Here is a 15,652-nt window from a genome sequence, read left to right as displayed (position 1 = left end):
GAATTCTCCGACCGCGTCTGCTTCTTTTACGACGGCAAAATCGCCGAACAGGGCCCGCCCGACCAGTTCTTCGGCAATCCGCAGAACGAGCGAACGCGACAGTTCCTCAGTGCCGTGCTCGAGGCGAACTAGGTACGCGGCGTCTTTTACCCTTGTCGTGGGCCCCTGATGGGACCGACTGAGCGAGGTTGAAACGACGAATAAGAGCGCCGCTTTCCTGCGCAGAGTCGCGCTTTTTGCAGAGATTATGAATGGATTTGGATCGAATTGACCGGAAGATTCTCAACGCCGTGCAGCGCAACAATCGCCTTTCGACAGAGGAATTGGGCGAACTTGCTGGGCTGTCGGCTACCGCTTGTCAGCGGCGACTGAAGCGACTTCGAGACGCCGGTGTGATTTTAGCTGATGTTGCCGTAGTTTCGCCAGAAGCCGTCGGACGGCCCATGCTCATGCTGGTGTCCATCAGTCTCGAGCGTGATCGCTCAGATATCATTGATCGTTTCAAGCAAACGATCCGGCGTACGCCGGAGATCATGAGCGCATATTATGTGACAGGTGAAGCCGATTTCATTCTTACAGTTTCTGCGCGTGACATGGCAGAGTATGAGGCATTTACCCGTCGCTTTTTTTACGAACAACCCGAAGTAAAGATATTTAAGACAACGGTCGTTATGGATCGGATTAAGGCATCGTTTTCTTTGCCAATTGATGAATAGCGCCACCGACAAGCGCCCGCAGCGGACGACCACTGATCACTGGATGGTGCAAATCCTGGCGAGTTGCCCTGCTGTTTTCGCGTACATCCTGTCTCAAGGCGATTTCGCTACTGATGCTGTTCGCGTCCGCCTGAGCATGGTTTTGGGCTTTTTGAGCGGTTCACGGCTTAAGCGGAATCGAAGGGGCTGAACGAAGCCGCTGACACGGCGGGGCGGTTTGCGGATGACGCTTCTGTTTTGAAGGATTGCGGCTGTTGAAGCGCAATCTTGAAAACAGGAGCAAAAAGATGGCCGAGATGAGCCCGATTCGCCGGCGGATGATCGAGAACATGACGATCCGCAACGTGTCACCGGCGACCCAGCGATCCTACGTTGTGGGCAGGACAGTCAGCAAGACGCAGATTCTATCGATATTTTCGAGACTGCTCGCACCTCTATCGGATCGCCGCTGCCACTTGATGCTCCCGCCATTCGCATGTTCCGGATGTTTGTGGCCGAAGCCCGCAGCCTGATCCACCAACGTAACGAGATCGAAACAAAGGCGATGAGCTGCTGCGACACAGCCCGGGTTATTAGATCTGCGGCAGGTTCCCGGGATCGGCCAATCAATGCCCTAACCAAAATCGCGGAGGCTGGTCACCTACGCCGTTTCCACCGTCATCGGCAGTTCCTCAAATTCTGCGGATCGGATCTCTCAACACAGCAATCCGGTCAGTATCGTGGCCAGACTTTCCAAGTTCGGCAATGCGGGTTTGCGCCGGGACCTTGGGGATTGCTGGGCAGTTGCAATCCGCCAGCGTGAGAACGGCGTCCGGCATAAGTTCGAACGCTACATCGCTAAAGAAGAGACTTTTCCCGTGCCAGTGGAAGCCGTCTGGTTCAACGATGGGACTTGACGAGCGTCATGCAGCGCGAGCATGCTGACGATCAGCCGCACACTTAGGACGTTGTCGGAATGAATGGGGCTAGGCACACTACGCAGGATGAAGATCGGTCAAGGCGTCGATGACACCGGTCGAGTTCAGCTTTCGCCTGACCTTAATCGTCAGGCATTCCCGGCTAAACTCGTCGAGGATGTCCGACAAGCACCTTAACCTGTCGCAGCTTCGTCACCATCTCCTCCGGCTTGTGCCGCTTGCTTAACAGCTTCAATTCTCCGTTTTCCTAAACATAACGGTGGACCATTTTGGGGGGGGTCACCAGTTTCAGGTTCTGGATCCCTGCCCCCCTTTATATCCATAGCGGATTTGTTTCACACCGCCATAGGGTGCATCTGCGACTCGCACAATTGGGCTACGTCTAATAGCTAAGCATGATTTTCTGGTATATTTCGACCACCTTGGCTAGCTGATCTATTTCAACGAACTCGTTGTTCGTATGGGCCTGAGCAGTACGCCCAGGCCCGATAACGACGCAAGGAATTCCGGCCAATGACAGCTGATTTGCATCCGAGCCGCCTGTGGCTCCTTTCTGCTCTCCGGTCCCGGCGACGTCGGCACAGGCCGCTGCTGCCACTGCTGCAATTTTGCTCGACTCAGAACTGATTGGAGGTGGGTCTTCCAACGCGGGCAGCAATGACCGCACGTTGATCTTGTCTTCACCCCGGCGAAAGCCTTCCAATATGCTTTCCACCTCCTGTATGGCGTCCTGCGGGCGCTCCCCTGGTATAAGACGCCGATCTACCCAGATACGGCATACCGGCGGCACAGTGGTAAGTTCTAAACCTCCTTCGATAAGACTGACGGTCAGTTGTGAGGAGCCTACCAATGGGTGCTGCGCTCGAGACACCAGGGACCGATGGTGCTCATCAAGCGCCAATATTACCTTGGCCATCCCCGTGATCGCGTTCACACCGAGATGAGGCTTTGAAGAATGAGCAGGCACGCCCTCAACCTCGATTTGCCAGCGGACGGAACCCATGTGAGCCACAACAAGCTCTAACTCCGTTGGTTCACCGACCACCGCGCCCTCATAAGTGACGCCTGAATCAGCAATAGCGCGAGCTCCAAGTTTGCGGAACTCTTCGTCAATGCTGGCTGCAACCACGACGGTGGCGTTGGGTTGCCGCTCTCCAAGGGTGCTAAGGGCGACCAACATAGCTGCAAGCGAACCTTTCGTGTCGCAACTACCTCGGCCATAGATCCGCCCTTCCCGTTGCTCTCCAGAGAACGGATCTGACTCCCACTTATCAATAGGAACCGTGTCCATATGAGCGATGAATAGAATGCGCTTGTCGGGGTCCTTCCCAGGCACCCAGGTCAAGAAGTTCGAGCGACCGTCTGCCACCTCCTGAAATTCATAAGGGAGGTTGCGTTCGTTGCAGAAACGCTCGAGGTGTTCGGCAACCGCTTGCTCTCCACTTCCCTTTGGCGACAAAGACGGATTCACGCTCTCGATTTTGATAAGTTCCTGAAGTAGCGCTACAGTCTGCACGGACGCGATTGACATTACCTCTCCTCTATTGTGCATGATTATTGCTATTTTTGCTGCTTTAACCAGATTTTGGCCAGGTCGATCACGCGATCTACTTCGTCGTCGGTGTTGTAAAGATGCAGGGAGAACCGAAGCATGCCTCTGCGTGCCGAGACAATCACCTGGTTATTCGTGAAGTGCTCGTGAAGCGAGTGAATGCGGTCGTCGACAGGGCGCCCTCCAACAAGTGCGGATGTGTCGCCAAGGGCTACGATGCTACCAGTGTGCCTCCCTGGAGGCCCGCCGCAGACCGGTAGCCCGAGTTCTAAGAAACCAGAGGCCAGCCGCTTTGTCAGCGACGTGACGCTTCGCTCAATCGCTGCGGTTCCAATTTCAAGTAACTGCCCCATTGACGCATAGGCAGCCAACATGCCTGGAAAGTTGTAATGCCCAACGTCAAACCGGGGGGCGCCGCGGCGCAACTTCACGGAACTAGGTACTGGAGCCGATTCTGGTGCGTTTCCAAGGTCTACGCTGAAGCGCGCAAGGTAGGCCGGATTTAGCCGATCGGCCCATTCCTGGCGGCAATACAAGAATCCCGATCCATAAAGACCCATCAGCCCCTTCACCGTGGAAACAGCTAGACCGTCTATGCCGAGTTGGGCAACGTCAGTGTGCAGTATTCCAACAGACTGCGTGGCGTCCGCCAAAAGAAAGGCGCCATAATGCCTGCAGGCCTCCGATATTGGCTCGAGCACGGTTCGAAATCCCGGCACCATTGTCACCGTCGCCAGCGCGACAATACGGGTGCGAGAATCAATTGCCTTTACGACGGCATCTGGTGGAATTGACCCGTTGTCCGGCTCCACGACTCGGAGCTCAACATTGTGGCGATCCTTCACTTGAAGCCAAGGCAAGATGTTGTTTGCGTGCTCCAACTTTGGGCACAGGACGACATTGTCTCCAGGCCTCCAGTCGAACGCGTTGGCGATTATATTGATGCCCTCTGATGCATTCTTTGTAATAGCAATTTCGCTTTGATCTGAATTGATAAATTGCGCGAACCTGGTGCGAGTACGCTCGACATGTTCCAACATGCTTTCTTCGTCGTTTCTTCCATGCAACCGATTGTCCAAATGCGGCTCGATAGATGCCCATGTGGTTCTTGAAATGAGCCCTTGGTTCGCGACATCCATGTAGACGGCGTTTGCGGTGGCGGGAAACTCCTTAGTGAGGTCCAAAGGAAGCATGGGGCGTTCCTTCATAAGGAGGCTGCTGGCGATTGAGGAGGCGTTTGAGCTAGTTGGTTGGGGCGAGCGTTGCATAGGTAGGTTCCATAGAGGCCAAAAATTCTTTAACTAATGAAAGCCAGCCATAGGTCTTCGCTGACCTCCCTATTTTATGCATTGCCCTGCGTTGAATTCAAACAAACTTCTAACTAATTACGCCGTTTTCCTGCGCAGAGATGAGATCTTTGCAGTGATCCTGAATGTTCTGGATTGATCCGCCCAAAGAACCTTTACGCCGCGCCGCGCGCAATCGCCTTACGACAGAGGAAATAGGCGAACTTTGCTGGAGTATCGGCAACCGCTTGTTAGCGGAGATTGGAACCATGTCGAAATACCGGCATGATGCGGACGTTGCCGTATCTCAACGCCGGATTAATTGTGTGCGCCCGTTAGCCGGAGTAATAACGTGCCAGGTGACGCCGGCCTGTTGTCGCTCACCATCTTGCGGATCGCCTCTGCCCGCTCCCAACTGACAGCGCCAGCCATTTCCCGTGCCTTGCGGCGGATCCCAGATCGACTGCCCGCCGCACCGTATCCCGGCGCGGCACGATTCTTACCATAAGCATAGGCCCGCCGTAGATCGAATTCTCGATCATCCGGCGGATCGTCGCATTTGGCCGCCGCCAGACCACTTCACGGTTGTTGCACTTCGCAGGCAAATCCAGCCCATGCTCGAGGAACCACAGCAAAGCTTGTCGGGCGCTACCGAACTCGGCCACCTTGTCGAAGACAAGGGTGATGGCCTCTTGGACGCGGCGATCGGGATCCTTCTCAATCCGGTCACCGACCTTCAGGAAACCAACCGGGGCAGTGACGACGAGTTCACCACGCCGGGCTTTCTCGTACCGGGCCGACAGGGAACGCTGGCGCAGAAGATCGAGCTCGTATTCATTGAGGCTCCCCTTCAATCCCAGCAGCAGCCGATCGTTGCCCTGCCGCGGCGCATAGACCGTCTCCTGGTCAATCAGCACGGTATCGACGACCCGGCACATCTCGATAAGCTGCTGCCGGTCGCGGCTGTTGCGGGCAAAGCGCGAGACTTCCCGCGCCGCGACGGCACCGACTTTGTCAAGGCAGACCTCGACCACCATGCGATTAAATCCGGCGCGTGCTACGCCACCCGCCGCCGAGCGAGCGAGATCATCATCTACCGTTTCAATGCAGGACCAGCCCAGCGGCATCAGGCGATCGCGCATGGCATATTGCAGGGTGCTGCTCTCGCGATTGTGCAATACCTGATGAGCCGAGGATTGCCGGACACAGAGAAGGCCTTGCGCTCCAAATGATGCGGACTAATCTTCTCAGACATCATGATGCACCTCCTCTCGTTCCGCGGCGTGGTCGCCACTGACGTGTTCGAGGATCAGACGGACCATCATCTTCGTGAGCATCTGGCGCGTCTCTTCGGGTAGTGTCTGCCATTGCGGCGTTTGTGCCGTCTCGGCGTCCTGCGGATGGGAGAACAGATCGAACTGATAGGACTGGCGTTGGCGTGGCATGGGCATCGCTCCGATTCGTGTCGTGAGAGATCAATGCTGCGTTCGAATTCGATAATTGTGATGCTGCGTCCAAAGCAGGCACCACGTCCTGAAGGAAATTGGCCAAAGGGTACAGCGCGCCGATATCAACTTGCGGAGCTGCGCAAACTTGCCAGGGTACGCTATCTTAATGGTCGAACATCCAGGATGGGATCTCCAGCCAACGGTCCGATACCAAGCCTGTAAGACTGCAGCGGAAGAAGTCCCCGTCGGCCTTGTCGATCACCTCGTGAACCTTGACAACATGTCCGCTCCAGGGATGCCACGGATAAAGAAGCTTCCGCTCAATGGTCCCGTGGGCGTTCTGTCGCTGCGTTATACGTCCGCACAGCGCCTTGGCTACCGTCGACCAGCTTCCGAGACCATCATCCCTATGGACCGACGGTCGGGACGGCCGAAGCAATCGCAAACAGGTAGTGGGAAACAAGCTCCATAAACACTTGCGGGTGCCGTCCCGAGAAAGCCGTGCTCTTTGCTCAGCCGCTCGAAGATCCGCTTCGAGGTGGCTTCTTCGGCCGTTCGCGCTCTTCCTGCGGGATCCGATCGAGGATGTCGGTGAACGGTCGAGCTTTGCGCGGCGAACCGTCTTGCTGCGTCGGTAGCCCGGCGGCACGGAAAATCGCGGCTTCTTGTTGACCGTCCGTCGGTCGATGCCGAAAAGCAGCGCCGCTTCCCGTTTGCTCAAGCCATCAATGAAGACGGCACGCCGCACCCGCGCATAAAGCTCCACGCTCTTTGTACCCGCCCTCGGCCAAAGGCGCGAAGGCTACCGCTGACTGAGTTTACTCCGGTCAACAGCCAGACTATACGGCCGCTTCAGTAGTGGATTTTTGCACCGGCGTTCTCAGCCGTAGTCTAATCAGAAGCAATCGGTCCTCTATGCTCCAGTTGGCATCCATCAGCCTCGACCGCGATCGCGTAGATATGGCAGATATGAATGTCGCGCTACGTGGAATACGACGACCTTCGAATTCCAAAATGCTCGCATCTGGCTCGGGTCGCGCTTGGCCGTGCGGATATTGTGCGCGGTTTACCAAAAAACGCCGATTTCCTGCAGAACCGGCGAGGCCTTCGCGTAAAGAAATTGTGTGGCACTTGCTACCCTTCGGGCATACGGAGCGACGTACCGATGAATCAAGGATGAAATAGATGAAAGTCTCAGGCGTGGGCGCGGCCGTTGTCCAAAAAGATCTGGCATTTCCAATTGCCGAATTTGAGCGGCGCCTCAAAGCTGTTCGACAGGAGATGTCGGATAAGCACCTGGATCTTCTGGTTGTGACAACTCCTGAAAACATCTACTACATGACCGGTTTCGATACAACAGGCTATGCCTCTGCTCAGTTCTTGTTAGTGCCGAGTGACGGCGATCCATTCCTTATAATCCCTGTAATAGAAGTTACAAAAGTCGAACTGTATGCGTGGACCGATCAACGCACTAGTTACATGGACCACGAATCTCCCATCGAACTCCTTGCAGACACGATCCGAACCAAGGGATTCGCCAACTCGACCATTGGAATCGAAAAAATAAGCTGGTTTCTGACAATCAGAAACTATGAACGACTCAAAGAACTGCTTTCAGCCACGAGATTTGAAGACGGATCCCTCACCGTCGAACGCGCTAGGGTTGTGAAATCGGAACTCGAAATCGAGTATATTCGCCAGGCTGCCCGGATCGCGAATGCGGGTATGGAGGCCGGCCTTAACCAAGTTCACGTTGGCGCAAGCGAAGATGATATCGCTGCCGAGATGCAGCGGGTTGCGACAATCATGGGCAGCGAGTACCCGGGCGGGCCGCCACTTATTTCATCGGGCATTCGAACCACCCACGCACATGCGACCTGGTCCGGCAGAAAATCGTCGAGGGCGATCCAGTCCTGCTGGAACTGTCGGGCAATGTCAGGCGCTACAGTGCAGCGCTCATACGAATTGCCGTCGCCAAGTCAGCTAGCCGTGAGTTAGTGCGCATGGAAGATGTGTCCCGCAAGGCCCCTGAAAAAATGCTTGAGGCCATCCGGCCAGGGTGTCCCCTCGGGGAAGTTTGGGATGTCTGGTCAAGGGCAGTGACGGACGGTGGCTATGAGGGGCGATTTAAGCGAACCGGATACTCGATTGGAGTCAATTACGCGCCTGATTGGGGCGAGGGCTATATTCTTTCTTTCCAGCGGGGAGAAAGTCGCACGCTCCGTCCAAACATGACGTTCCATATTCCCTCTGTCGTTGAGGTATCTGGCTTGGCCCACGCGGGGACAAGCGAAACCGTCCGCGTGACAGAGACAGGATGTGAAATACTCACGAATTTCGAGCGCAAACTTTTCGTGCGATGAGAGATGGGAGTTATAGGACTGACTGCAGACAGCATATCTTCGGCGCTCGATCAGCTGGAGGTCGATCGTGTCGACGCGCCATTGCGGAGGACGTATTTGCCGGGGCGGTCTCCGGGCGCGGCAGGCGGCCAAGTTAGTCTTGGCGCGCCTTCGTTGCAAAAGAGGATCGGGGCATGCGCCCAGGGACAAACGCGCCTAGTTCGCCTGCAAATTCGGGTCTACGAGGCGTAGACTGCATCGATCTTACAACATCGAAAAGAAAGGAAACTCCCATGGCCATTTTCAATAGCGTCGCCGACCTTCTCCCTGAGATTGTGGCTTGGCGCCAAGATATTCACGCACATCCCGAACTGGGCTTTGACATCCCACGTACTTCGGCCTTTGTCGCCGAGCGGCTGCGCGAATTCGGCTGCGACGAGGTCGTGACCGGCCTCGGCAAGACCGGCGTCGTCGGCGTCATCAAGGGCAATAGGGTCGTGGGCGACGGCAATCCCAAGGTCATCGGATTGCGCGCTGATATGGATGCGCTGCCAATCGACGAAGCGACCGATGTGCCCTATGCGTCCAAGAACGAAGGTTTGATGCATGCCTGTGGTCATGACGGCCACACCGCGATGCTGTTGGGCGCGGCGCGGCACCTTGCCGAGACTCGGAATTTTGCCGGAACGGCAGTCATGATCTTCCAACCTGCCGAGGAGATCGGTAGGGGCGCGGTCGCCATGATAGAAGACGGTTTGATGGAGCGCTTCGGTATCGAACAGATCTTTGGAATGCACAATCGTCCAGGCTTGCCGATTGGTGCCTTCGGCATCCGGCAAGGTCCGGTGATGGCGGCAACGGATGGCATCGAGATCAGAATTGAAGGCCGCGGCGGTCATCCCGGAAGGCCCAATGAATGCATCGACCCCATCCTTGTCGGCGCGCAGCTCATCACGGCTCTGCAGCAGATCTTGGCTCAGAACGTTGACCCTTTGGAATCAGCAGGAATTTCGTTCCACCAATTCCAGGCGGGGCAGAGACTAGTGCCGGTCATTCCACAGACAGCGGAGCTGGTGGGCACCATGCGCACGCTGAAGCCGGAAGTGCGTAAGCTTCTCCAGAAGCGACTCGGCGAGGTGGTCGCCGGCACCGCCCAAATAACCGGCGCCAAGATAGATCTTAGTTTCCAGAGCTTCGATGCAGTCCTCTTCAACCAGGCCCTGCAGACCGAGCTTGCGGTAGGCGCGGCGAAGGACGTGGTCGGTGAAAACAACGTGCTCGAGACGCCGCCGGTCATGGGAGGGGAAGATTTCTCCTTCATGGCGCAGGCGCGGCCCGGTGCTTTCGTCTGGTGCGGAAACGGCGACAGCGCCGGCTTGCATCACCCTGCCTACAATTTCAACGACGAGGCGATTCCGTACGGAACATCGTACTGGATCAAGCTCGTAGAGAACACGCTCGTGGCTTGAGGTATTGCGACGGGGAACGTATTTCGTGATCGGGCCCGATTAGACGCTCGATCGCTGAACTGCTCCAATTTCTTGCTTCATTCACCGTGTGCCGGCGCATTACCACCAGCCAAGTTGCTGAATTTTATATACATAGCTGGAAAATGTGTCGGTTCGTTTCTGTGTGTAGCCCATGAATCTGGCCACGGCCCTCACTAGCTTCCAGCTATCTCGTTGCCAGATGACATTAATACACAATCTGAATGTGATGCGCACTGCCGGGTAGCGAAAGATGCAAGGGAGTCACTGCAGCTCCAGTAAGGTCGAGAGGGCCGTAAAATAACCAACAAGGGGGCGGGTGTGCCTGAAGAACATAACGTAGTGGAATTCATAAAATGAAGAGTTGTTCATCCGTGCCAACATCTCTTGAGGGTTTATCGGCGTGCGAATGCCTAGAACTGTACCGAAGGCGGCAGCTCTCGCCCGTTGAAGTCGTCGATGACAGTCTCGGCCGCATCGACGCCAACAACCCGACGCTGAACGCATTTTGCCTCGTCGACCACGAAGGGGCCAGGTCTGTTGCTCGAGCTTCGGAGGGTCGATGGATGAAGGGGGAACCAGCCGGAGTAATTGATGGCATTCCGACCACCATCAAAGACCTCACCTTGACACGAGGCTGGCCGACAAGACGTGGCTCATTGTCCGGTAGCGCCGAGGGACCCTGGACAGACGACGCGCCCGTTACAGCGCGCATTCGCGAGGCCGGTGCCGTTATCCTTGGCAAGACCACCACTCCGGAGTTTGGCTGGAAAGGTGTTACAGATAGCCCTCTCTACGGCATCACCCGCAACCCCTGGGATCCTGACCTGACGCCAGGCGGCTCTTCGGGCGGCGCCGCAGTCGCGGCGGCCCTCAACCTTGGCTTTCTTCATCAAGGTAGCGACGGTGGGGGATCAATCCGGATACCAGCGAGCTTCACAGGAACCTTCGGCTTCAAGCCGACCTTCGGCATCGTTCCGCAATGGCCCGCTAGCGCCATGACCACGCTGTCTCATTTGGGGCCGATGACCCGCACGGTCGCGGATGCGATCCTGATGATGAATGTCATCGCACGAAAGGACGCTCGCGACGGTTATGCGGGACCCGCTTATCCCGGTCTCGACATCGATCCACCAAAAACCCTTAAGGGTCTGCGGGTCGGCTATAGCCGGGACCTTGGGTATGTGAAATTGGCGCACGACATCAAAAAAGTTACCGATAATGCGGTCGACCAGCTTCGGGCTCTTGGAGCCGAGGTGGTCGAAGTCAATCCGGGATTCGCGGATCCGGTCGAGATATTTGCTACATTTTGGTTCGCCGGCGCCGCCCGTATTGTGTCACGAATGAACAAACAGCAAAGACAGCTACTGGATCCTGGCTTTCTGGAAGGTGCCGAACGCGGGCTGAAGATCACGCTTGCCGAATTTCAGGATGCTGAGGCGACGCGGTTCGAGCTTTCCGCTCTTATGGCGAAGCTCCACGAAAAATACGATCTCTTGGTCACACCAACGATGCCTATCGCCCCGTTCCCAGTCGGACGAAATGTGCCAGATGATAGTTACACGGGGTGGGTGGACTGGACCCCCTTCACCTACCCCTTCAACTTGACCCAGCAACCAGCAGCATCCATTCCATCGGGACTAGATGATCAAGGGCTGCCCGTCGGGCTACAACTGGTCGGTGCGCGCTATTCCGACACCACCGTCCTAACCGCGGCATATGCGATCGAAAGTCGCTTGGGACATCTTTCTCAACCCGGCATGTCGTTACTAAGGACGTCCAGATGAACCAACAGAACGTGGCTGTCATCGGTGCCGGCATAGTCGGCACCTCGATTGCGCTGAACCTCCTCCGCCGCGGGCATCACGTGACGATAATAGAGCGGCAAGGACCCGGGAGCGGGACCTCGTTCGGCAATGCTGGCATGATCAGCCCGGACAGCTGCGTGCCGCTATCGATCCCGGGTCTGCTGAGGAAGGTCCCGGGTTACTTGCTCAATCCATTGGGCCCGCTGGCGATCCAGCCGCGCTACTTGCCTCGGGTCGTACCCTACCTCGTGCGATGGATGCGGGCCGGTAAACTGGACCGCGTGCTGAAGAGTTCGGACGCAATCATGGCGCTACAGTCTCCGGCGTTCGCAGAGTACGAGGCCATGCTCGGACCGGCAGCCTTTTCCGAGTTGATTCGCTGCGACGGCCAGCTTTACTTCTGGCAGGATAACCTGGCCCGCCAGCCCATCACGGATATGATCTGGCAACGGCATGGTGTGTCGGCCAGGACCCTCTCCCGAGACGAAGTCCGGGACCTGGTACCAACGCTCAAGGTAAAGATCTCGCACGCGATCCTCCACGAGCGTCGCGGTCACGCCGTGAACCCATACCGGGTCGTTTGCCGCCTCGCTGCACAGGTTGAGTCAGAAGGAGGGTCGATCGTCCGCGAAGAGGTTGTTCGACTGATACCTCAGGCCAACGGCTGGCGCCTGATCACATCCATCGCCAACCGCAGCTTCGATACGGTCGTCGTCGCCGCAGGCGCCTGGTCTGGAAAACTGCTGGGTCCACTTGGCTACCGTTTTCCGCTCGAAACCGAGCGCGGCTACCACGCCACCTTCCCAAATCCGAACATCCCGGCGCCGCCATTCCCAATCATATGTTCCGATCGGCCGGCCGCGGCGTCGCCTATCGACGGTGACATCCGCATCGCCGGAACGCTCGAATTCGCTGGGTTAGATGCGCCAATGCGGCCCGAACGTGCCGAGGTTTTGGTCAAGCGAATTAAGCAGATCATGCCGGACCTAAACGTGGAGAACCACAGCGTCTGGATGGGACATCGGCCCTGTCTGCCCGACCACCTGCCGATCATCGACCGAGCCCGTTGCCATGACGGGCTGATCCTGGCCTTTGGACACGCCCATAGCGGCATGACCAGCGGACCGCAAACCGGGAGGCTTGTTGCTGACCTCGTTGGACGCACGCCCCCCGCCATCGACCTTACACCTTTCCGCTCCGATCGGTTCTGTCTAACTGGTGCTGCTGACGCCGGACAACAACTTGCCGTGTGGCCGCTCTTATCATGAAAGTGCATTTCCAAACGGATCGCCATCCAGACCTGACCTCATCCGTTAGGATATTTTCGATGGCCTCTATGCGGTCAAGCGCCGGACGCGAACGTCATACGATAAAGCGTTGCGGTGTCATAGATGCGGGTTTCACAAAGTCGCGGACAAGGATTTCAGTAAGTCGCGGACAAAGTAGGCGGTGGATTTAGATCGATTTTCGTGAGCGCCGATCTGGCAATTTGCCCTCGTGTTTTTGAGCGAGGACATGACGCCCAGACGGAAGCAAGCGAGAGATACGAGCGTGAAGGATATCCGATCAATACTGCGGTTGACGTTTGAGCAGGAACTGCCGATACGCGCCGTTTCGGAACGTTTGAAGATAAGCAAGACGTCGGTATCGACGTATTTGCTGCGGGCACGTGAAGCCGGTCTTGCAGTCTGGCCGCTTCCTCCTGGGCTGGACGATGATGAGGTACTGGAGCGACGGCTCTTCCGTCGGATGGGGCGACCGCCGCGTGACACCAATGAGCCGGATTGGCCGAAGATTGCCCGCGATCTGAAGCGCAAAGGCGTGACGCTCAATCTGCTGTGGCAGGAATACCGTGAGGGCCATCAAACGGCTACGGCTACACTTGGTTGTCTAATCGCGCTTTGCGAGTCAAGCCCGTTTACAAACGCGCGAGGAGTTCCGGACACGTGTTCACGGCACGGTGTCAAGCGAATTGAAGATTTGACCCCTTGGGATCGGTCGTATGGCGCGTTCTCAGGGTTCGCTCAGTACTTCATTTTGATGTGAGAGCAATCGTTTGTCGGGAACATGGTTGTCTCCGCGGTCGGTACAAGACCGTCGCATCATGGTCTTCGCAGGCAAGGTCTTCCTAAGTTTTGCGCGCAGTCTCTGCGGCCGATGGGTTGAAGATTTCTCCCGTCTTGAGCATGGTATGCATGATAACCGCGAGTTTGCGGGCAACGGCCACAGCGGCCCGCTTGAAGCCAAGCCGCTCGCGTAACTGAGCCCCAGTCTTTCAGGCGACTTTCATTCCTGGCGCTGGTTCGCGCAAGCATCCCTGTCGCTGCTTCGTAAAGCAGCCGCGCAGACGGTTGTCGCCTCTCCGTGAGATATGAACCATCGTAATCGACCTCGCCCGACCGATAGCGGCGTCTGGTCAGCCCGAGCCAGGCGCAGCTTTGTCGTGATCGTAAAAGGAACCAAGGCTCAGGCAGAGGAAATCCGCGAGGAATGCCGTGTGTTTCTGGAAGGTGAGTTGAAGTTGATGCTGAATATGGAAAAGAGCCATATCACTCACGTCAATGACGGCTTCGGGGCATCGGATCATTCGCAAGCGTGGGGCGCACGGACGGATGTCGTCACGACGATACCCAAGGAAAAGGCCAAGGGGTTTGTTCGCAGACTGTCTGAAGCCCTTTCCGGCAATCAAGCGACGGACGCGAACGTCATCCGATAAAGCGTTGCGGTGTCATAAATGGGCAGTCCTGTCATACGGCGGATGGCTGGCGTCACCGTCGGGAACAACGTACATTCAAACAGGAGTGCGGCAATTTCCGGATGTGCAGCGCGAAGTCGCGCGACACAGGCCTCCACATCAAACTCAATCTCGGCGACACTAGTCGGCTTTGGTGGCCGAGTCTTCCCGTTACGCCACAACGCACCGCCTTCGATGCCGCCGATCACTACTCTTGCCCGTGCGGCTGGATCATCGACACCCAGCAGATCTACGCCGCAATGTGTCGAGTCTGCAGCCACAACGGCGAGCTTCGCGTCGGCCGGAAGCTGCCGGAGTAGCGTGGGCGCCAATAGCAGGCTCGACATCGCCACCGGAACTTTGACCGACGCAGCCACCGCTGCCTGATGCCGGATAGCGAAGCCACAGTCTCCGCATATTGCGACGGCGCCACGCTCGACCAGTCGCTGGGCAGCTGCAATGTAGGCCGGTTCGAGCGTAGGATCGCCAGGGATGACCCTATCCGCCCAAGCTCCTGCCGCCGTCTCTATGATTAGTGGGAAGTCGAAAGTTGCTGGATTGAAAACCGAGTATGGAAGTGGAGGCGGAAATTCGCCGGGCGCCAGCCCGACCTCCAGTCCTAAAATTCCGAGGGCTCTTTGTGGTTGATTCGTCATGGAAGGAGCTTTCTTGAGTCGGGAAGCAGTTGCTGTGGTCATTGTTTCCTTAGCAATACTGGCCGTCAGTTCAGAGTTGCAGGCTGCTCGGTGCCGTTTATGAATATAGCAGCGTCAGAAAGGGCAGTTTGAGCGAAATATCCCTTCCAAACGCAGGAGATCGGCGTTATTTTGCTACATGCGCATGAGTGGGGTACAAACTCGTTAATGCTGAAGACCCCAAGCTCGTATGAAGCCGGTGCGCGTGTCCGGAGCCAAATGGGCTCTGACTTAGGCTCCTTCGGATGCAACGATCTTAGTTTTTCATTGAACATGCGTGCACGAAGCAACCTTAATCGCTAATGGCCAATGGCGGGGAAATAGGGATCGATTTCTCGGCTTGCGAGCAAGCCCCGTCGGCCGCTCAATCGGAAGACTGGCTTGAGGTGGAAGCTCTCCCGTTTTCATGCCGAGGATACGCTGTTCCTTGTCTGCCTCGGAAAGCAGCTAAGTCCGGTGCAGCCTCTCCTTCCAAACACCTAGTTCCGGCGGGCAATTGTGCCAGCGCACAACTCGACCAGCAGTACGATCGACCTTACCTCGCCTCGAGCACGGCACTGAGGAACTGTCGCGTTCGCTCGTTCTGCGGATTGCCGAAGAACTGGTCGGGCGGGCCCTGTTCGGCGATTTTGCCGTCGTAAAAGAAGCAGACGCGGTCGGAGAATTC

At 56.7% G+C, this 15,652-nt stretch carries 12 protein-coding genes and 4 pseudogenes; 9 read left to right on the top strand and 7 right to left on the bottom strand.

The genetic code is table 11. From position 1 onward, the window contains the following. The first annotated feature begins 251 nt into the window (after positions 1-251). Both CU103_RS30605 and CU103_RS31870 read left to right on the top strand, forming a co-directional pair. Complete coding sequence (locus CU103_RS30605) at positions 252-716, top strand: Lrp/AsnC family transcriptional regulator (RefSeq protein ID WP_106667783.1); 465 nt, start codon at positions 252-254, stop codon at positions 714-716. 371 nt (positions 717-1,087) lie between these two features. Then, positions 1,088-1,561: pseudogene (locus tag CU103_RS31870) on the top strand (transposase); the annotation flags it as partial. Positions 1,562-1,662: 101 nt separating this feature from the next. Here CU103_RS31870 and CU103_RS30595 read toward each other — a convergent pair. The 5 genes and pseudogenes from CU103_RS30595 to CU103_RS30575 form a co-directional block, all read right to left on the bottom strand. Next, positions 1,663-1,795: pseudogene (locus CU103_RS30595) on the bottom strand (IS3 family transposase); the annotation flags it as partial. 220 nt (positions 1,796-2,015) lie between these two features. Then, positions 2,016-3,164: a M20 family metallopeptidase gene (locus CU103_RS30590; RefSeq protein ID WP_106667782.1), complete on the bottom strand. Its 1,149-nt coding sequence runs from the start codon at positions 3,162-3,164 to the stop codon at positions 2,016-2,018. A 29-nt stretch (positions 3,165-3,193) separates the two neighbouring features. Next, entirely contained in the window at positions 3,194-4,378 is a 1,185-nt protein-coding gene (locus CU103_RS30585) for an aminotransferase class V-fold PLP-dependent enzyme (protein ID WP_106667781.1), read from the bottom strand. Positions 4,379-4,851: 473 nt separating this feature from the next. Next, positions 4,852-5,649, bottom strand: a complete 798-nt coding sequence (locus CU103_RS30580) for a recombinase family protein (protein WP_245449090.1) — start codon at positions 5,647-5,649, stop codon at positions 4,852-4,854. A gap of 69 nt (positions 5,650-5,718) precedes the next feature. After that, on the bottom strand, positions 5,719-5,916 hold the full coding sequence (locus CU103_RS30575; RefSeq protein ID WP_106667780.1) for a hypothetical protein: 198 nt from the start codon (positions 5,914-5,916) through the stop codon (positions 5,719-5,721). Between the two features lie 1,188 nt (positions 5,917-7,104). Between CU103_RS30575 and CU103_RS30565 the strand changes: the two genes are divergently transcribed. The 6 genes and pseudogenes from CU103_RS30565 to CU103_RS30545 form a co-directional block, all read left to right on the top strand. Further along, positions 7,105-7,917 (top strand): M24 family metallopeptidase, encoded by an 813-nt coding sequence (locus CU103_RS30565; RefSeq protein ID WP_245449089.1) that lies wholly within the window; start codon positions 7,105-7,107, stop codon positions 7,915-7,917. Next, on the top strand, positions 7,812-8,282 hold the full coding sequence (locus CU103_RS32410) for a M24 family metallopeptidase (protein ID WP_245449091.1): 471 nt from the start codon (positions 7,812-7,814) through the stop codon (positions 8,280-8,282). Before CU103_RS30565 ends, CU103_RS32410 begins: the two co-directional genes overlap by 106 nt. A 272-nt stretch (positions 8,283-8,554) precedes the next feature. Further along, positions 8,555-9,730: a M20 aminoacylase family protein gene (locus tag CU103_RS30560; RefSeq protein WP_106667778.1), complete on the top strand. Its 1,176-nt coding sequence runs from the start codon at positions 8,555-8,557 to the stop codon at positions 9,728-9,730. A 374-nt stretch (positions 9,731-10,104) separates the two neighbouring features. Continuing rightward, positions 10,105-11,535, top strand: coding sequence for an amidase (locus tag CU103_RS30555; RefSeq protein WP_106667777.1), 1,431 nt, complete (start codon positions 10,105-10,107; stop codon positions 11,533-11,535). Continuing rightward, positions 11,532-12,824 carry an NAD(P)/FAD-dependent oxidoreductase gene (locus CU103_RS30550; protein ID WP_106667776.1) on the top strand — a complete coding sequence of 431 codons (1,293 nt, stop codon included), beginning with the start codon at positions 11,532-11,534 and terminating at the stop codon, positions 12,822-12,824. The genes CU103_RS30555 and CU103_RS30550 overlap by 4 nt, the downstream gene beginning before the upstream one ends. A gap of 247 nt (positions 12,825-13,071) precedes the next feature. Then, positions 13,072-13,443: pseudogene (locus CU103_RS30545) on the top strand (IS21 family transposase); the annotation flags it as partial. A gap of 241 nt (positions 13,444-13,684) precedes the next feature. Here CU103_RS30545 and CU103_RS32405 read toward each other — a convergent pair. Beyond that, positions 13,685-14,030, bottom strand: a pseudogene (locus CU103_RS32405) (transposase); the annotation flags it as partial. On the opposite strand from CU103_RS32405, the gene CU103_RS30535 reads away from it, so the two are divergent. Beyond that, a complete protein-coding gene (locus CU103_RS30535; protein WP_425350684.1) occupies positions 14,000-14,272 on the top strand; it encodes a hypothetical protein in 273 nt (90 codons plus the stop codon). The pseudogene CU103_RS32405 and the gene CU103_RS30535 overlap by 31 nt on opposite strands. Here CU103_RS30535 and CU103_RS31865 read toward each other — a convergent pair. Beyond that, complete coding sequence (locus CU103_RS31865) at positions 14,242-14,946, bottom strand: aspartate/glutamate racemase family protein (RefSeq protein WP_210203864.1); 705 nt, start codon at positions 14,944-14,946, stop codon at positions 14,242-14,244. The genes CU103_RS30535 and CU103_RS31865 overlap by 31 nt on opposite strands. Positions 14,947-15,652: the final 706 nt, after the last annotated feature.

Origin of the sequence: Phyllobacterium sophorae (assembly GCF_003010965.1) — a bacterium.
In the GTDB taxonomy this organism is placed as follows: Bacteria; Pseudomonadota; Alphaproteobacteria; order Rhizobiales; family Rhizobiaceae; genus Phyllobacterium; species Phyllobacterium sophorae.
This window is presented reverse-complemented; position numbering and strand designations above follow the sequence as displayed.